The following is a 16,984-nucleotide window of genomic DNA, read 5'->3' as shown; positions in this document are numbered from 1 at the left end:
TATCCATGTCCCGCGAAATCCAATGGTTGTGGCCCACTCCGATCATGCATTACAACCTGCGCGAAAGCGGTCAGGTGGATGCGGGTCTGCATGACGCACTGCAGGCGTTCTCGGAACGCAACCAGAGCCGCTTGCTGAACGACGAAAAGCGCTCGGCCACGCTGGAAACGCTTTATACCCGCTATGACACGGGCATATTCAAGCGCACGCGCAATCCGCAACTGAAAGCTATCCGGGAACTGATCCTGTCAGAGTGCGACGACTATGCGGCGCAGGTCTATGGCGACCAGGTGCGTCAAGCCAGGCGCGACCATACCATGTGGTTCGTCGTGCAGCGGTCGGGCCAGGCCAAGGACGCCGTGCACGCGCATTATCACGAAGGCTCGGACCTGGCCTTTGTCTATTACCTGACCATGCCAAGAGACGGCAGCGGCCAACTGGTGCTGATGGACCCCCGCGGCACGGTTGGCAGGGGCGGTTTCGTCGTGCCCCGCCACGCCCTGGTGAACATCATCCAGCCCCGTGAAGGGGACCTGATTCTGTTCCCCCGCTATCTCATGCACTACACCACGCCCAATACCGACAATGTAACAAGGCGCGTGATTGCAGGCAGCGTCAAGTACGAAAGACCGCAGTAGTTAAGGCTGAACGCAATGTTCCGTCAGGATCTTTGCGCTCTTTGATAGTTACAACATACATGTTCTGCAAATATAGGTTTCGTCTTGAGAAGGGTGCGCAGCGCCTTCAAGCCTCCAAGAATTCGCGCTGATACGCCGCAGTCGCCGTTTGCTCCGGGTTTTACATGTACTTCCTGTTCCGTCCCATCAAGCATCTGCATCCCATCCGCGAATGGGCGCTTGCACATGGCGCGGACGCCTCGTTGGACCCGTTGACGTTCGAAATGACGTTGCGCCACGGCGGCCGCACGGTCGTGCTGTATCCGCGCTTCGTGCGCCAGCACGAGGGGCGCACGATGTATCAGCGCCCGTTTGCCGGGGATGGCGATTTCATCGGCTGGATGCCGTATCCGGTGAAGTCCTGGGGCCTGTCCACGGACAAGACACTGTTCAAGGATTACGCCTTGGCCAACGGCCTGCGTGTCACGGCCAGCTGGACCGACGGGCCCGAACTGGTGCCGGACTACATCGTCAAGCCGGCGATCAGCTCGTTCGGCGTGGGCATACGCGGTCCGTTCGGCCCGCTGGCGCCGCCGGTGGGCGGACTGGCGCTGGAGTCGGGCGAGTTCTGCGAACAGTTCATTCGTGGCCGCAGCGCCAAGGCCTGGTTCTGGAATGGCGAGCCGGCAGCGCTGGAAGTGCTGACGCCGCCGCAGATCGTCGGTGATGGCCGGCGCACGCTGCGCGAGATCGCTACGCAGCCGCGCGGCAATTTCGACCTGGTGATGGATCTGGACGCGTCCGTGCAGATCCTGGCGTGGCAGGGCTATCACCTGGATTCCGTGGTGCCGGAGGGTGTGGAAGTGATGTTGGACTTTCGCTACCTGACGCCGCACGATCGCGTCACGCTCAAGAATCGCGATGTCTGGGACGCGGTGTCGACCGAGATCGCCGCGCAGTTCTGTTATGCCGGTCCGTTGCTCTACCGCGGCATCGACGAGCCGCTGCGGCGCAATTCGGTGTTCACGCTGGACGCCGTGATCGATGGCGACGACAGGGTGTGGCTGCTGGAAATGAACAGCCACCCCATGATCCACCCCAACGTGTACCCGTTGATGCTGGCGTCGGTCTTCGCAGACGAGCCCGCGGGGGCAGAGCCGGCGCTGGAGATCGGGAGCACACATGCGGCCTGATCTGGCGATTCAGCTGATGAGCGACCTGTTCTGGACCGGGTTGATGATCTGCGCACCCGTGCTGCTGCTGACGCTGGCGGTGGGCGTGGCCATCAGCATCCTGCAGGTGGTGACCCAGGTGCAGGAGATGTCGCTGACCTTCATTCCCAAGATCGTCGCGGCCGTGGTTGCCATGGTGATCTTCGGCCCCTGGATGCTGCGCACCCTGATGCAATACGCGACCACGCTGTTGCGGGATGTGCCGGGACTTCGCTGAGAGCGCCATGCTTGCCATTGATATTCCTGTCCTGGCGACGGCCGCCCTCGTGTCGATCCGCATCGCAGCGATGCTGGCGTTTACGCCCGTCTTCACGCAGTTTCCCATTCCGGCGACCGCCCGCGTCCTGTTGGTGGCCATGCTGTCCATGACGCTGGCCATGGCCTTGCCACGGACCGGCCAGCCGGTGCCGACCGACCTGGGTGGCTTCATCCAGGCCGCGGCGCTGGAATTCTCTTTCGGCTTGCTGCTGGCTTGCGGCATCTTCTGCGCCTTTTCGGCGATTGCCTTTGCCGGGCGTGCGCTGGACATCCAGATCGGCTTCGGCATCGGCCAGGTGTTCGATCCGGTCAGCCGCGCGCAGGTGCCGATCATGACGTCGGTGTTCCTGTACACCGGCGTCATCGTGTTCTTTCTGCTCGACGGCCACCATGCCTTGCTTCGGGGGCTGGCCTACACATTGACGGTGGTTCCTGTTGGCGGGTTTTCACCGCAGGACGTGAACGTGCGCGCGGTGATCGCGGCCTGGGGCAACGTCTACGGGCTGGGTTTCATGTTGATCGCACCCGTTGCGGCGCTGTTGCTGCTGGTCGAACTGGGGCTAGGCATCCTGGCGCGTGGGCTGCCGCAGATGAACGTGTTCGTGATTGCGCTGCCGATCAAGATCGTGGTGGGCCTGGCGGCGCTGGCCGCCTGGGCGCGCTTCATGCCGTCGGGCCTGTCGCGCATTTTCGGCCTGACGTCGGATGTCTGGAACGGGGCGGTGCGCTGATGCAGGAATTCGACAAGAGCGAAGCCGCCACCCCGTTCAAGCTGCAGCAAGCCCGCAACCGCGGCTCGGTGGCGCGCAGTCCCGACCTGACGGGCGCAGTCGCCATGCTGACGGCCGCGGCGGCGATGTATGCGTGGGCCTGGGAGGCCGTGCAAGCGCTGGCGGCTTTGGCGCGCGCGGCCCTCATCCATGGCCTGGGCATGCATGTTTCGGCAGCGTCGGTGGTGTCATTGATCGGTCGCGTGGGGGCGGATGCGTTGCATATCGTTGCGCCGTTCGCGCTGACGGTGGGCGCTGCCGCCCTGATCGCCAACGTGGCGCAGACAGGGCCGGTATGGAGCGGATTTCCGCTCAAGCCGGATCTGAACCGCATCAATCCGGCCAGTGGCCTGAAACGGCTGTTCTCGCTACGCACGGTGTATGACGCCGTCAAGAGCGTGCTCAAGGTCACCGTGCTGGCGTGGGTGCTGTACCTGGTGATCAAGGATTTGCGGTCGATGATCTACCTGTTGGGCGAGCGCACGCCCTTTGTTGCCTTGAGGCAGCTGCTGGAAATGCTGACGTCAATGGCTTTGAAGCTGGCGTTCGCAGCCTTGCTGTTGGCGCTGATGGACCTGGGTTACACGCGTTTCGAGTTCAAGCGCAAGATGCGCATGAGCAAGCGCGACGTGAAAGATGAGGTCAAGAACCGCGAAGGCGATCCGCGCGTGCGCTCGCGCCTGCGCGGGCTGCGGATCGAGATGCTGCAAAAGGCGGCGTCCGTGCGCCAGGTGGGCCAAGCCGATGTGCTGATCGTCAATCCCACCCATATCGCCGTGGCGCTGCAATACAAGCGTGGCGAGATGGCCGCGCCCGTGATGCTGGCCAAGGGCGCCGGCAGGCTGGCCGCACGCATGCGGGCCGAGGCCGCCCGGTATGGTGTGACGGTGGTACGCAGCCCCGCGCTGGCGCGCGCGCTTTTCTTCCAGGGCGACATGGGCCAGGTGATTCCGACCGCGCTGTACGCCGACGTGGCGCGCATCATGGTCTGGCTGATTGCCCAGCGCAATGCGCGCAATGCGCTCGGGGGGGCGGCATGAACCGGCTGTCGCAATGGCTGGCGAGCAACCGGGACATCGTGATGGTCCTGGTGGTGATGGGCGTGCTGATCGTCCTGTTCATGCCGATTCCACCGGCGGCGCTGGATTTCCTGATCCTGGCCAATTTCAGCTTCGCCTTCCTGATCCTGCTGCTGACGTTCTACATGACGCGGCCGGTGGAGTTTTCGACGTTTCCGTCGCTGCTGCTGATTGCCACGCTGTTCCGTCTGTCGTTGAACGTGGCCGCTACGCGCCTGATCCTGTCGGAGGCGAACGCCGGCAGCGTGATTTCGGCGATCGGCGGCTACGTGGTGGGCGGCAATTACGTGATCGGGCTGATCGTGTTCCTGATCCTGATCGTGGTGCAGTTCGTGGTGGTGACCAGCGGCGCGCAGCGCGTGTCCGAGGTGGCGGCGCGCTTCACGCTGGACAGCATGCCCGGCCAGCAGATGAGTATCGATGCGGACCTGAACATGGGTTTCATCACCCAGGAACAGGCGCAGGTGCGCCGCAAGACGCTGGAAAAAGAAGCCGCCTTCTATGGCGCCATGGACGGGGCTTCCAAGTTCGTCAAGGGCGATGCGATTGCCGGCATCCTCATCATGGCCATCAATATCATCGGCGGCCTGGTGATCGGGGTGATGCAGCTGGGTATCCCCTGGAGCGAGGCGATCCGCATCTATACCTTGCTGACGATCGGCGATGGCATCGTGACGCAGGTGCCGGCGCTGGTGATCGCGGTGGCGACCGGCATCATCGTGACGCGCTCGGCATCCGATGGCAATTTCAGCCAGGAGGTGGCGCGCCAGATCACGCTTTTTCCCAAGACGCTGTTCCTGGTGTGCGCGGCCCTGTTCGCGCTGATGGCGTTGCCAGGCATTCCGGCGCTGCCGGCCTTCCTGCTGGCGGTGACGGTGCTGGCGCTGGGCTGGGCGGCGCATCGGGCGGCCCGGGCCAAGAGCGCCGCGGAAAGTCCCGCCCAGGACGCGTTGCCGGCGGCGGCCGCGGCCGGTGACCCCTACGACGCCTTGAAGGTCGAAGCCGTCGAGATCCAGGCGGGCGCGCACTTGCTGCCGTCGGTGATGGACCACAGCGGCTTTGCCGACCGCATCGCCGCATTCCGCAATCAGTATGTGCAGGAAATGGGCATGGTCATTCCCACGGTCAAGGTGCGCGCCAGCACCCGGTTGGGGCCGGACGACTACGAGATCGTGGTCTACGGGGTGCCAGCAGGCAAGGGCCAGGCGATGGCGGATCGCTGGCTGGCGATCCATCCGGCTGGCGTGACCAAGACCGTGCGGGGCATCGAGACGCGGGATCCGACGTACGGCCTGCCCGCCGTGTGGATCGAGGAATCCGAAAAGGCCAATGCGCAGCAGGGCCGCTACACGCTGATCGACGGCCTGACCGTGTTGATGACCCACCTGACCGAGGTGCTGCGGCGCGAGTCCGCCAATCTGTTGACGCGTGCCGAGACCGATCGGCTGCTGGAGCGCGTACGCCAGGCGCAGCCCGGGCTGGTGGAGGAACTGACGCCCGGAATCCTGTCCATGACCGAAGTGCAAAAGGTGCTGCAGGCGTTGGTGCGCGAGAAGGTCAGCATTCGCAATCTGGAGGCAATCCTGGAGGTCCTGGCCGATGCGGGACGCAACCAGCGCGACCCTGGCTTTCTGGCCGAGCAGGTGCGCCAGCGGTTGGGGCAGGCGATCTGTCGCTCGTTGTCGGGCGATACGAGTACCTTGCACGTCATCACGCTGGACCCGCTGACCGAAGCGCACATCGGCAATTCCTTGCGCCACACCGCCGAAACGGGCGGCCGCCTGGCGATCGAGCCACGCGTGGCGGACCAGTTGATCGGCAGCCTGGTGCAGCAGGCGGAAGCCATGATGAAGGCCAACCTGCTGCCGGTGCTGCTGTGCTCGCCGGACCTGCGCCGCCATCTGCGCATGCTGACCGAACGGGTGCTGCCGCATCTGCGGGTGCTGTCCATGGCCGAGATTCCCGGCAGCATCGATCTGAAAGCGTTCTCGGCGGTGTCCGTTGCAGCACTGCAGGAAGCCGCGAACCGCGCCTGAACCAGAAGGAGTGAACCATGGAAATAATGAATCTGATCGGACAGGGCATGGGCGTGGACCAGGACCGCCTGACCGCCATCGCCGTGAACCTGGCCAATGTCCGTACACCGGCCTACAAGCGTGAACTGGTGAATGGCGCGGCTTTCGAAACGCAGATGGACGCGCTGGAGCGGCGCAGCGCCGGCGCCGGCACGCCGTCGCCATCGGCCACCTATTCCGACATGCGACCCGGGGCGGTGCGTTACACCGGGCGTCCGCTGGACGTGGCGCTTACCGGCGAAACCGCCTTTATCGAGCTGTCGCGCGATGGCAAGACACTGTATGGACGCCAGGGTTCGCTGCACGTGGATAGCCAGGGTCGCCTGGCCACGGCGGGCGGAGACCTTGTCATGGGGCAGGGCGGCGAGATCAGGTTGACGTCCACGGCGCCGCGGATCGACCCGATGGGCAACGTCTACGACCAGGGCCGCTTTGTCGACAAGCTGAGCCTGGCGTCGTTCACCGATCCGCAAGGCCTGACGCGCCTGGGCGGGGGCGTCTACGCGGCGTCGCAAGGCCGTGCACAACCGGCGCGCGAAGGCGAATCGTCGGTGCTGCAAGGCTATCAGGAAGGCTCGAACGTGGATCCGGCGCGCGAGATGGTCGGCATGATCGACGTCATGCGCCACTTTGAAAGCCTGCAAAAAAGCGCGCAGTTCATCGACGAGATGACCGGCCGAGCCGTCCAGAAATTGGGCGAATTCTAAGGAGAAACCGAATGATCGATTCCCTCTACATCGGCGCGACGGGCATGCATGCGCAGCAGACCGGCGTGGACGTCGTGGCCCAGAACCTGGCCAACATGAATACCACTGGCTACAAGAAATCGTATGTGGTGTTCGAAGACTTGATGACGCGCGCGGCCACCGGCGGCCAGCCGGCTGGCGTGTTGGGTGCGGACCCCGCCGCCAATATGGGCCTGGGGGTTGCGATTGCGCGCAACGCCAAGTCTTTCACCACCGGCGAAATCAAGCAGACCGGCAAGCCGCTGGACCTGGCCATTCGCGGCGACGGCCTGCTGGAGGTCAGCATGCCGGACGGCAGCATTGCCTACACCCGAGGCGGCACGTTGAAGATCGATCAGGACGGCATGCTGTCGACGCTCTCGGGCCTGCCTCTGAAAGCCTCGATCTCCGTGCCGGCGGACACCGAGAAGCTGACCATCGCGCCCGATGGCCGCGTCACGGCGTGGCGCAATGGCGGCCGCGATGCCGACGAGCTGGGCAAGCTGGAACTGGCGCGCTTTAACGCGCCGGAAGACTTGAATTCGTTGGGCGATGGCCTGTATCAGGCGACCGAGCGCTCTGGCGAGCCGGTGCAGGGTCGTCCGGGTGAGGACGGCCTGGGCCTGTATGCGCAGGGCTTTTTGGAATCTTCCAATGTGCAGCTGAACGAGGAAATCGTCAATTTGATGGTGGCACAGCGCGCTTACGAGGCCAACGCCAAGGTGGTGCAGGCTTCGGACGACATGCTCGGTCTCGTCAACAACCTGCGGCGCTAGGCGAAAACGTGCGCAAGCTGCTGTTGCTGTCGATGCTGTGGCCGTGCCTGGCCGTAGCGGTGCCGCAGGACGAGACTGCGGTGCTGTTCCTGCGCGCGGCGGTAAAGGTGCCAGCGGCGGTCCTGACGTTGGGCGATGTGGCGCGTATCGAGGCCCCCGCCGAACGGTTGCCCGCGTTGGCGGGACTGGCCATCGGTATCGTTCCGCCCGCAGGCGCAACGCGTGAGATCGACCGCGCGGAGTTGCAGCGCTGGATCGATACGGCTGCGCAAGAGTTGGGATCGGTGCAGTGGCGTGGCAACACATCGGTGCGAGTCACGCGCAAGACGGCGGCGCTGGATGCGGAGGCGGTGCTGCGGGTGGCGCAAGACGCGGCACGCAAAGCCTTGCAGGCGCGCTTTGACGATTTTTCCGTGGATGCGGCGGGTAGCCCCTTGCCGGATCTGGTGGCGGCAGGCGCTTTCGAGCTGCGGGCCCGCCCCGTGGCAGTGAGCGACACCCTGGCGTCACGTCTGGTTGTATGGGTCGAGCTTTGGCAACAGGGCCGGCTGTACCGGGCGGTGCCGGTGGCGCTGAAGGTACGGGCCATGGCACCGGTACTGCGGGTGAAAGCGGGGCTGCCAGTGGGGGCATCGGTATCAATGGCTGATGTCACGGTGGAACAGCGCGACGTCGCGGCCTTGGCCGGTGGGTACTGGCCGGCCGATGAGCCGTTGGGTGCGGTTCGGACCCGCCAGGCCGTCGCCGCGGGAGCCGTGTTGATGCGGTCGCAACTGGACGCCTTGCCGGACGTGGAGCGAGGCGATCAGGTGGCGCTGCGCGTTCGTGCCGGCACCGTGACCATCGAGACCACGGCACAGGCGATGCAGGATGGCTGGGCCAACCGCACGCTGCGGGTGCTGCCGGCCAACGCGACGGACACGATACAGGCACGCGTGATACGCGGCGGACTGGTGGAGGTAGTGCAATGAAGTTGAACGCTGTCTGGGTGCGGGTGGCGTGCGTACGCGCCATGGCCTTGGCGCTCGTGCTGGCATCGGGCTGGGGAGCAGCGCAGGCCGAAAGCCTCTACGACCCGGCGCTGTACCGGTCCCTGGGCACGGACCGCAAGGCCGCCCGGATCGGCGACGTGCTGACCATCCAGGTGGTCGAAACGTCGTCGGCAACCAGTTCGGCCGACACCTCGACGGGCCGCAAATCCAGCATCGATGCGGAATTCCGCCTGTCGCGCCGGCCGACGACCGCCGGCGGGTTTGAGATCGACAACGATTTCGAGGGCGGCGGCAAGACGCAGCGCTCGGGCCGCTTGCTGGCGCAGATGTCCGTGAACGTGGTGAATATCGCGCCCAACGGCGACCTGTACGTCAAAGGCGATCAATTACTGACCGTGAACGACGAGCAGCAGAAGATTCATGTCAAGGGCAGGGTGCGGCCGCAGGACATTTCACCGGGCAACGTCGTCCTGTCCACGCGTCTTGCGGAAGCCGAAATCATATACATGGGCGAAGGCGAGCTGGCCGGTCGGCAGCGTCCCGCCTGGTGGAACCGTTTTCTCAATTGGCTGGGCTTCTGATGCGCGCGTGGATCGTGGTTCTGATGATGGCAGGGATGCTGGCGGCGTCGCACGGTGCCGTGGCGGCGCGCGCGACCGATACCGAGGTGGTACGCATCAAAGACCTGGGCAAGCTCAAGGGTTGGCGCGAGAACTCGTTGGTGGGTTACGGCATCGTGGCTGGCCTGGCCGGCACGGGCGATTCACCGTCGAACAAGACCACGCGACAGGCGATGGCGAACGTGTATTCGCAGTTCGACCTGACCGTGGCGCCGGATCAGGTGCAAAGCCGCAACGTGGCGGTGGTGATGGTCAGCGCCATGTTGCCGCCTTTCGCCCGGCCGGGCGATGCCATCGATGTGGTGGTGACGTCGGCCGGCGACGCTCGCAGCCTGGTGGGCGGCAATCTGCTGGTGACGGCGCTGAAGGCTCCCAACGGCAAGATCTACGCGCTGGCCCAAGGGTCGTTGTCGGTAGGCGGCTATCGCTATGACATGAACGGCAACGTGGTGCAGAAGAACCACCCGACGGCGGGTTCGATTCCAGGCGGCGCGATGGTGGAAGTGGGCGTGAATGCCCAGATGCTGACGGAAGAGGGCACCATGACCTTCCTGTTGGCCAACCCCGACTACACCACGGCTGGCAGGGTTGCCGCCGAGATCAACCGCGCGCTGGGCCGGCCGCTGGCCAAGGCGCGCGACGCCGCGGGAGTGGATATCCGGGTGCCGGAATTCGAACGCGACGATCTGGTGGCATTCGTGTCGCGTATCGAAGCGCTGTCGATCACGCCTGACCAGCGCGCCAAGGTGATCCTGGACGAACGCACCGGCACGGTGGTGTCCGGCGGCAACGTGCGGTTGTCCAAGGTGGCGATTTCGCACGGCGATCTGCGCATTTCCATCGTGACGGACAACCAGGTGTCGCAACCCATCTTCGTGCGCCAGGGCGATGGCGGCGGCATCCGCACCGAAGTCGTCTCCAACTCCAGCATCGACGTGCGCGATGGCGAGGCCAGCGCTTTCGTCATGTCCGAGGGCAGCACGGTGGCCGACCTGGTCCAGGCGCTGACCAAGATCCGGACCAGTACGCGCGACATCATTTCCATCCTGCGCGCCATCAAGACGGCCGGCGCGCTGCATGCCGATCTCATCATCCAGTAACCCAATGAGCCCATCACGCCATGATTGATCCCGTTACGCTCGCAGTCCTGGGCGCTGCCCTGGATGCCGCCAGCCTGCGTCAGCAGGCCGGCGCGGCCAATATCGCCAACGTCAATACCGCGGGCTATGCCCCGGCGCGGGTCCAGTTCGAGGAACTGATGCCGTCGGCCGCCGCCGCGCTGGATCGCAACGGACGGATTGCCCGGCAGGACCTGGCCACGCCGCGCCTGGCGGTCGAGAGCCGCGTGTCGAACGTGCCTTACGGCGCCAATGGCGTGGCCATCGACCAGGAAGTGGCCGGCCTGGCCCGCAATGCCTTGCACTATCAGGCGCTGGTCAAGTCGCTCAATGGACAGTACGCGCTGGTCGAGTCTGCCTTGAACGACGGGAGGCGCTGAGCATGGATTACCAGAGCGCATTCGCCATCAGCGCTGCCGGCATGAGCGCCGAGAAGCTGCGCGCGGACGTCGCCGCCCTGAACCTGGCCAATGCCAACACGCCGCTGTCGGCCAAGGGTGCAGGCTTTCAGCCGCTGCGGGTAATGTCGTCTGCGCGCGCGACGCCCGCCGTCCGCAGTTTCGGCGCCATGGTCGAACAGGGCCTGTCGGTGGACCAGCGCTTGAGCGTGGCGCCATATCGGGCGCCGGCTCGGCGAGTCTACGAACCCGGGCATCCCCAGGCGGACAAGGACGGCTATGTCTCCTATCCGGGCGTGGACACGCTGACCGAGATGATGACGCTGATGGTGGCCAGCCGCGCCTACGAGGCGGACGTGGCGGCGTTCAACGCAGCCAAATCCATGGCGATGAAGGCGCTGGAGATCGGAGGCCGTCCATGACCGTTGCCGCAATCGATGCGTTGCAGTCCGCCGCGGTTCAGCTCCAGGCCCAGGCGCCTGCCGCGGCCGCGCCCGTGGCGGCGCAGTTCGACGCCCTGGTGCATTCGGGACTGACGGGCGTGAACCGCGCGCTGCTGCAAACCGAGACCGACGCTCAGCGGCTGGCCGTTGGCGATGTACAGAACCTGCACCAAGTCATGATCCATATGGAAGAGGCCAAGGCCAGTTTCCAGTTGTTCCTGCAAGTGCGCAACCGTCTGTTGGACGCATACCAGGAAGTCATGCGCATGCAGATTTGAACCGGGGTTGACCTGACATGTCTTTATCGGAGTTTTGGACGCGCCTGGACCGGCGTAAGCGCTACACCTTGATCGCGGGCGCCGTGGTCATCGTGGCGGTGGTGGCGACGGCGGGCTGGATGCTGACGCGCGGCAATTACCAGGTGCTGTTTTCCGGCATGAAGCCGCAGGACGCCTCGGTGATGCTGAGCGAGCTGGACAAGCAGAAGATCCCTTATCGGCTGGAGGCGGATGGCACCGCCATCCTGGTGCCCCAGGAGGTGGTGCACAAGACCCGCATCCGCCTGCTGGGCCAGGATCTGCCGCTGCATGGCGCGGTGGGGTTCGAGCTATTCAACAATGCCGATTTCGGCATGACGGAATTCGCCCAGCGCATCAATTACCAACGCGCGCTGCAAGGCGAAATTACGCGCACGATTCTGTCGCTGGCCAATGTGGAATCGGCGCGGGTGCTGATCGCGATGCCGGAGCAGGGGCTGTTCCATCGGGGTGCGGGCGTGCCCACGGCGTCCATCGCGGTGGCGCTGCGCGACGGCCGCAGCCTCACGCCCGAGCAGGTGCTGGGCATTCAGCGGCTGGTGTCGGCGTCGATTCCGGATATCGAGACGCGCAATGTCACCATCGTCAACCAGAACGGCGTTGCGCTGACGGCGGGGGCAGGCGAGTCGGACGGCGCCACGTCGGCCGACACGCGCCTGGCATTGAAGCGATCCACGGAGGAGTACCTGGCCCGCAAGGTGACCAGCATGCTGGACCAGACCTTCGGCAACGGTACGGTGGTCGCGACGGTGGACGTGTTGTTGAACATGGACCGGATTCGGATCACGACCGAAGACGTGCTGCCGTATTCGCCCGCCGGCAAGGGGCAACCCACTGGCGTGGTGGTGCGCGAACGGCGCTCGAACCGTGACGGCGAACCCGGTGCGGGGGTCAACAACGGCCGGCGTGCGGGGGGAGGAACGGACAACGAAACCGATTACCAGGCCGGCCGCAAGGTCGAGGAGATCGTGTCCACGCCCGGCGTCATCATGAAAATGGGCGTGACCGCCGTGGTGCGGGGGCCCATGGACGGCGTGGCGCTGGAACGCCTGAAGACGCTGGTGGGTAACGCCGCCGGCGCACAGGTCGAGCGCGGCGACACGGTCATCGTCTACAGCACCGAACAGATGGCCGCGCGCAGCGGCGTGGTGGTACAGGACGTGGGCATGACGGTGGCCAAGGCGGCCGAGCCGCCGCCATTGCGAACGGAGTTCGAATGGACCCCGCGCCTGGCGATCGCACTGCTGCTGGCGGTGGGCGGGGTGGGATTGATCCTGTTGCTGCTGGTGGGCCGCCGCCGGAACCAGGCCCCCAGACTGTCGGCCGAACAGCGTGAAGTACTGCTGCACCAACTGCGTGGCTGGCTGGAACCCGGCAAGACGCCCGCCGACGCGGAGAAGCCGTAATGGATGGTCTGCGTCTGTGCGCCCTGGCCCTGCATGCGGTCGCCGGCCGTGACCGGGCCTGGCTGCTCTCGAAGTTGCCGGATGGCCAGCGCCGTCAGTTGACGGCGCTGGTGGACGAACTGCGAGGCACGGGCATCCCCGCCGACCCTGAATTGGTGCGCCAACTGGTACGCGAACGCGAGCTGTTGGCGGGCGATCCGGCCCAGGCGCCGGCAGGGGCGCGCCTGTTGCGGGCCAGCGCCCAGGATGTCTGGGCCCTGTTGCGCGGTGAGTCGGACGCTTTGGTCAGCCGCGTGGTGCGGCGTCATGAGTGGCCCTGGAAGGGGGAACTGCTGGAATTGTGCGGTATTGCGCGGGCCAGGCGGATCGAGACGTTGGCGCTGCAACTGGCGCCCGCCGTGGCGCTGGAGCAGGCCATCGTGGACGAGCTGGAGCAGCGGCTGGGTGCGCGTCAGTCGGCGCTGGGGCGCCCGCGGCCCGCGCGTTGGCAATTCCTGCGGCGCGACGGGAGATCGGCATGAAGACCGCTGCCATCCTGCGCCAGATGCCGGTCGCGCCGTCTTCGCGCCTGTTGGGGCAGCGGCCGGCGTTGGCGCCGCGTCCGCCGGTAGCGGCCCATCCGCCCGCCACGCGACCGGCGCCGGAGGCGGTCGTCTCGCCTGCGCCCGCCGCCGCGCCGCCTGCGGTGGTGCCCGTGGATCCCGCCTTGACCGAGGCCGAAATCGAACAGCGCAGCCTGGCGCTGGCGCAGCGCATGATGCAGACCGAGTCGGATCAGTTGCGCAAGGCTGCCCGAGAGGAAGGCCTGCGGGCAGGTCGCGAGGAAGGGCTGCGCCAGGCGCAGACCCAGGTGGTCGAACAATTGGCGGCGCAACAGGCCCGCTTCCAGGAAGTGGCGGATGCGCTGGTGCAGGCGCTGGCGCGAGATCGCCAGGCGACCGAGGACGCCGCGCTGGAACTGACCCTGGCGGCCCTGGCGCGCATGCTGGGCGAGGCGCCCGATGCGGCGCGGGTCGCGGCGGTCGTGCGGCAGGCCGGCGCACAACTGCGCGACCCTGGCCAATGGCGGGTGCGGATGGCGCCGGCCGACATCGAACTCTTGAAAGAAGCCGGCATTGATCCGGCCGCCCTGGCGCCACAAGCTGCCGACGTGCAATGGGTAGCCGACCCTGCAGTGCAGGGCGGTTGCGTCTTGCAGACGGCGACCGGCAATCTGGATGCGCGCCTGCACAAGCAGGTCACCGCGCTGGCGGATGCGCTGTCGCAGGCCTACCGCACGCGTGGAGAGCAGGCATGAGCATGCCGGCCATGGCGCCCTATCTGAAGGCGATCGACAGCGCGGCGCTCTATGCCCGCGACGGGGCTGTGAGGCACGTCGCCGGCCTGGTCGTGACCTGCGCCGGTCCTGACGCCAGCCTTGGCGAGCTGTGCCGGATCACGCCGCAGGGCGCAGGGGCGGACATTCTGGCCGAAGTGGTGGGCGTGAGGCCCGATGGCGTGGTGCTGATGCCGTATGGCCGGCTGGACGGGGTGGCCGCGGGTTGCCGGGTCACCGTGGCGGGTAGCCTGGCGGGGGTGCCGGTAGGCCAGGCGCTGCTGGGCCGGGTGGTGAACGCATTTTGCGAACCGCTGGACGGCGGCGTGCCCGTGGCAGCGGACGCCCTGGCGCCATTGAAGGCGGCTCCCGTCAATCCCCTGCATCGCAAGCCGATCGACACGCCGCTGGAGACGGGGGTGCGGGTCATCGACGCCATGTTGCCCCTTGGGCAAGGGCAGCGGATCGGCATCTTCGCTGGCAGCGGCGTCGGCAAAAGCACGCTGTTGGGCATGTTGGCAAGGGGCGTGCAGGCTGACGTGAACGTGATTGCCCTGATCGGTGAACGCGGCCGTGAGGTACGGGATTTCATCGAGCGGCAGTTGGGGCCTGATGCCCTGGCGCGGTCCGTGGTGGTGGTGGCGACGTCGGATGAGCCCGCCTTGATGCGCGCCCGTGCCACCTATGCGGCGATGGCGATTGCGGAGTATTTCCGTGACCAGGGGCAAAGCGTGTTCCTGACGATGGATTCGGTCACGCGATACGCCATGGCGCGGCGCGAGATCGGGCTGGCTGCGGGCGAGCCCCCGACCGCTCGCGGTTACACGCCGTCGGTGTTCGCCGATATTCCCGAACTGTGCGAACGCTGCGGCCGGCTGGAAAACGGCGGATCGATCAGCGCCATCTTCACGGTGTTGGTGGAAGGCGACGATTTCAATGAACCGATCGCCGATAGCTTGCGGGCCACGCTGGACGGCCATATCGTGCTCACCCGCGACCTGGCCCATCGGGGGCATTACCCGGCTATCGATGTGCTGCGCAGCGTCAGCCGCCTGGCCGGCGAACTGTCCAGCAAGCCCGAGCGGGCGCTGATGGCCGAGGCGTCAGCCAGCCTGGCGCTGCTCGAGCGCAATCGCCAGATGGTGGACATCGGCGCCTATCAGGCAGGCACCAATCCCGCATTGGACGCCGCGCAGGCGCTGGCCCCCGCACTGGACGGCTGGCTGCGCCAGGAGACCGATGCGCCGGACACCCGCCGCGGCGCCTTCGAGGCGCTCGCGGCAATCATTGCCGGCGGGCAGCGGGAGGCGTCATGACGGCGCAGACCCGCTTCAAGTATTCGCTTGCCGCGTTGGAGTCCTTGTATACGCATCGGCTGGAACAGGCGCGTCTGGCGTTGACCCAGGCGCAGCAGCGGCTGGATGCGCATCAGGACGTCCTGCAAGGGCTGCGCCAGGCGTTGACACGGCATCACGCGGATTGGGCATCGACGGCGGCCGGCGGGTTCGACCCGGCGCGCCACGAGGTGGTGCGCGCGGCCTTGAGCGTGATGCAGGGGCGGCTGGATGCCGCCCGCGGCCATGAGGCGGCCTTGATCGAGGCTGTTCAGGCATGCCGCGAACAGGTGCTGCGCGCCCATCGGCGCAGCGACACCCTGGACCGTCACAAGCAGGACGCCGCGCGCGATTTCCAACAGGAGTCCGCGCGCAGCGACCAACGGCAGGCCGATGACGCCTGGCCGCTGCGGGGAGGCAACCATGACCGCCTTTGACGCACTGATGCCAAGCGGCGTCGGCCCGGCCGGCACGGCTGCCGGCGGCACTCGCCCAGGCGGTGGCACAGGCGATTGGCGCCAGGCGGTGGAGCAGGCCCAGGCCCGGTCGTGGCTGCGCGACCGGACCCCGGCGGCGGGGCAAGAGCGGGCGCCAGCGGGATCGGGTCCGTCTGCGCCGCCCGCCCGGCCCGGGGCGGAGCGCGCGGGGCAGACAGACGCGCCGTTTTCCGGCCCGCAGGACGAGGCACCCGCTTCGCCCAGCGCCTCGGCCGAAGTCGGGCCGCCCACAGCGGTTGCGCGCCTGACGATGGGCGCGGGCGCTGTGGCGCAAATGGGGTTGCCGGCGCCGCTGGCCGCCTTGCCGCAGCCTGCCGCCACATCGACCCGCCTGCAGGGCAACTCGGCGCTGCTCGCTGCCACGGCTGGCCAGGGGGAAGTCTTGCGCAGCGCCCGTGCCCGCAAACAGTCCATCCATGCAGAAAGCGGCGAGCAAGGGGTATCCGTCTGGATTCGGGACGCCTCGCTGAACAGTCGCGAGGCCAGCCATCTGGCCGCCGCCATTGCCGCCAGCCTGTCGTCGGGGCGGCAAGACGTGGCATCGCTGTATCTCAACGGCCGTCCAGTGGTGGACGGATCGCAATTGTCCTCATCCAAATCGTCGGAGTAAGCATCATGGCAATCGATTCGACCGCGGCGGCATCCGCCTCGACCCAACTGGGCATGCAGGACCTGCTCAAGGTGTTGCTGGCGCAATTGACCAACCAGAACCCCCTCAAGCCGATGGAAAACCAGGACTTCATCGGCCAGATCGCACAGTTCTCGTCGCTGGAGCAAAGCCGCCAGACCTACGCCAAGCTCGACCAGCTGGTGGGCCTGCAATCCACCCTGCAGTCGGTGGGGCTGATTGGCAAGACGGTGGACGTGCAGTCGGCCACGGGCAGCATCACTGGCGTAGTGACGGCGCTGAGCCTGGCGTCGGGCAGCCCCATGCTCAGCGTGCGGACCTCCAGCGGGTCCATCGTCAATGACCTGAGCCTGGGCTCGGTGTCGGCCATCCGTTAAAGGGGAA

21 protein-coding genes are annotated in these 16,984 nt (G+C 66.3%); all 21 read left to right on the top strand.

Features of this window, described 5'->3' with window-relative positions:
• The first annotated feature begins 5 nt into the window (after nt 1-5).
• Nucleotides 6-638 (top strand): putative 2OG-Fe(II) oxygenase, encoded by a 633-nt coding sequence (locus ACUDP5_RS17235; RefSeq protein ID WP_445656701.1) that lies wholly within the window; start codon nt 6-8, stop codon nt 636-638.
• A gap of 164 nt (nt 639-802) precedes the next feature.
• Nucleotides 803-1,810 carry a hypothetical protein gene (locus ACUDP5_RS17230; protein WP_263914015.1) on the top strand — a complete coding sequence of 336 codons (1,008 nt, stop codon included), beginning with the start codon at nt 803-805 and terminating at the stop codon, nt 1,808-1,810.
• Complete coding sequence (gene fliQ, locus ACUDP5_RS17225; protein ID WP_025136168.1) at nt 1,800-2,066, top strand: flagellar biosynthesis protein FliQ; 267 nt, start codon at nt 1,800-1,802, stop codon at nt 2,064-2,066. Before ACUDP5_RS17230 ends, fliQ begins: the two co-directional genes overlap by 11 nt.
• 7 nt (nt 2,067-2,073) lie before the next feature.
• Nucleotides 2,074-2,838: a flagellar biosynthetic protein FliR gene (locus ACUDP5_RS17220; RefSeq protein ID WP_263914014.1), complete on the top strand. Its 765-nt coding sequence runs from the start codon at nt 2,074-2,076 to the stop codon at nt 2,836-2,838.
• Complete coding sequence (locus ACUDP5_RS17215; protein ID WP_445656700.1) at nt 2,838-3,917, top strand: EscU/YscU/HrcU family type III secretion system export apparatus switch protein; 1,080 nt, start codon at nt 2,838-2,840, stop codon at nt 3,915-3,917. Before ACUDP5_RS17220 ends, ACUDP5_RS17215 begins: the two co-directional genes overlap by 1 nt.
• Nucleotides 3,914-5,992, top strand: a complete 2,079-nt coding sequence (locus tag ACUDP5_RS17210) for a flagellar biosynthesis protein FlhA (protein WP_445656699.1) — start codon at nt 3,914-3,916, stop codon at nt 5,990-5,992. Before ACUDP5_RS17215 ends, ACUDP5_RS17210 begins: the two co-directional genes overlap by 4 nt.
• A gap of 17 nt (nt 5,993-6,009) precedes the next feature.
• Nucleotides 6,010-6,738: a flagellar hook-basal body protein gene (locus tag ACUDP5_RS17205; RefSeq protein ID WP_263914011.1), complete on the top strand. Its 729-nt coding sequence runs from the start codon at nt 6,010-6,012 to the stop codon at nt 6,736-6,738.
• Nucleotides 6,739-6,749: 11 nt separating this feature from the next.
• Entirely contained in the window at nt 6,750-7,532 is a 783-nt protein-coding gene (gene flgG / locus ACUDP5_RS17200) for a flagellar basal-body rod protein FlgG (RefSeq protein ID WP_445656698.1), read from the top strand.
• Between the two features lie 8 nt (nt 7,533-7,540).
• Nucleotides 7,541-8,503, top strand: coding sequence for a flagellar basal body P-ring formation chaperone FlgA (gene flgA, locus ACUDP5_RS17195; protein WP_445656697.1), 963 nt, complete (start codon nt 7,541-7,543; stop codon nt 8,501-8,503).
• Nucleotides 8,500-9,105 carry a flagellar basal body L-ring protein FlgH gene (locus tag ACUDP5_RS17190; protein ID WP_263914008.1) on the top strand — a complete coding sequence of 202 codons (606 nt, stop codon included), beginning with the start codon at nt 8,500-8,502 and terminating at the stop codon, nt 9,103-9,105. The genes flgA and ACUDP5_RS17190 overlap by 4 nt, the downstream gene beginning before the upstream one ends.
• A 23-nt stretch (nt 9,106-9,128) precedes the next feature.
• On the top strand, nt 9,129-10,244 hold the full coding sequence (locus ACUDP5_RS17185) for a flagellar basal body P-ring protein FlgI (protein ID WP_445656696.1): 1,116 nt from the start codon (nt 9,129-9,131) through the stop codon (nt 10,242-10,244).
• Nucleotides 10,245-10,264: 20 nt separating this feature from the next.
• A complete protein-coding gene (gene flgB / locus ACUDP5_RS17180; protein ID WP_263914006.1) occupies nt 10,265-10,642 on the top strand; it encodes a flagellar basal body rod protein FlgB in 378 nt (125 codons plus the stop codon).
• 2 nt (nt 10,643-10,644) lie between these two features.
• Complete coding sequence (flgC, locus tag ACUDP5_RS17175) at nt 10,645-11,082, top strand: flagellar basal body rod protein FlgC (protein WP_263914005.1); 438 nt, start codon at nt 10,645-10,647, stop codon at nt 11,080-11,082.
• Nucleotides 11,079-11,381, top strand: coding sequence for a flagellar hook-basal body complex protein FliE (gene fliE, locus ACUDP5_RS17170; RefSeq protein ID WP_263914004.1), 303 nt, complete (start codon nt 11,079-11,081; stop codon nt 11,379-11,381). The genes flgC and fliE overlap by 4 nt, the downstream gene beginning before the upstream one ends.
• 17 nt (nt 11,382-11,398) lie before the next feature.
• Nucleotides 11,399-12,826 (top strand): flagellar basal-body MS-ring/collar protein FliF, encoded by a 1,428-nt coding sequence (gene fliF / locus ACUDP5_RS17165; protein WP_445656695.1) that lies wholly within the window; start codon nt 11,399-11,401, stop codon nt 12,824-12,826.
• Nucleotides 12,826-13,347 carry a hypothetical protein gene (locus tag ACUDP5_RS17160; protein WP_263914001.1) on the top strand — a complete coding sequence of 174 codons (522 nt, stop codon included), beginning with the start codon at nt 12,826-12,828 and terminating at the stop codon, nt 13,345-13,347. Before fliF ends, ACUDP5_RS17160 begins: the two co-directional genes overlap by 1 nt.
• Nucleotides 13,344-14,123 carry a FliH/SctL family protein gene (locus ACUDP5_RS17155; protein ID WP_445656694.1) on the top strand — a complete coding sequence of 260 codons (780 nt, stop codon included), beginning with the start codon at nt 13,344-13,346 and terminating at the stop codon, nt 14,121-14,123. Before ACUDP5_RS17160 ends, ACUDP5_RS17155 begins: the two co-directional genes overlap by 4 nt.
• Entirely contained in the window at nt 14,120-15,457 is a 1,338-nt protein-coding gene (locus tag ACUDP5_RS17150; protein WP_445656693.1) for a FliI/YscN family ATPase, read from the top strand. The genes ACUDP5_RS17155 and ACUDP5_RS17150 overlap by 4 nt, the downstream gene beginning before the upstream one ends.
• Complete coding sequence (locus tag ACUDP5_RS17145; protein ID WP_445656692.1) at nt 15,454-15,912, top strand: flagellar export protein FliJ; 459 nt, start codon at nt 15,454-15,456, stop codon at nt 15,910-15,912. Before ACUDP5_RS17150 ends, ACUDP5_RS17145 begins: the two co-directional genes overlap by 4 nt.
• Nucleotides 15,899-16,582, top strand: a complete 684-nt coding sequence (locus tag ACUDP5_RS17140) for a hypothetical protein (RefSeq protein WP_445656691.1) — start codon at nt 15,899-15,901, stop codon at nt 16,580-16,582. Before ACUDP5_RS17145 ends, ACUDP5_RS17140 begins: the two co-directional genes overlap by 14 nt.
• Nucleotides 16,583-16,587: 5 nt before the next feature.
• Nucleotides 16,588-16,977 (top strand): flagellar hook assembly protein FlgD, encoded by a 390-nt coding sequence (locus ACUDP5_RS17135; protein WP_025136186.1) that lies wholly within the window; start codon nt 16,588-16,590, stop codon nt 16,975-16,977.
• Nucleotides 16,978-16,984: the final 7 nt, after the last annotated feature.

This window comes from Achromobacter sp. NCFB-sbj8-Ac1-l (assembly GCF_052695805.1).
This window is presented reverse-complemented; position numbering and strand designations above follow the sequence as displayed.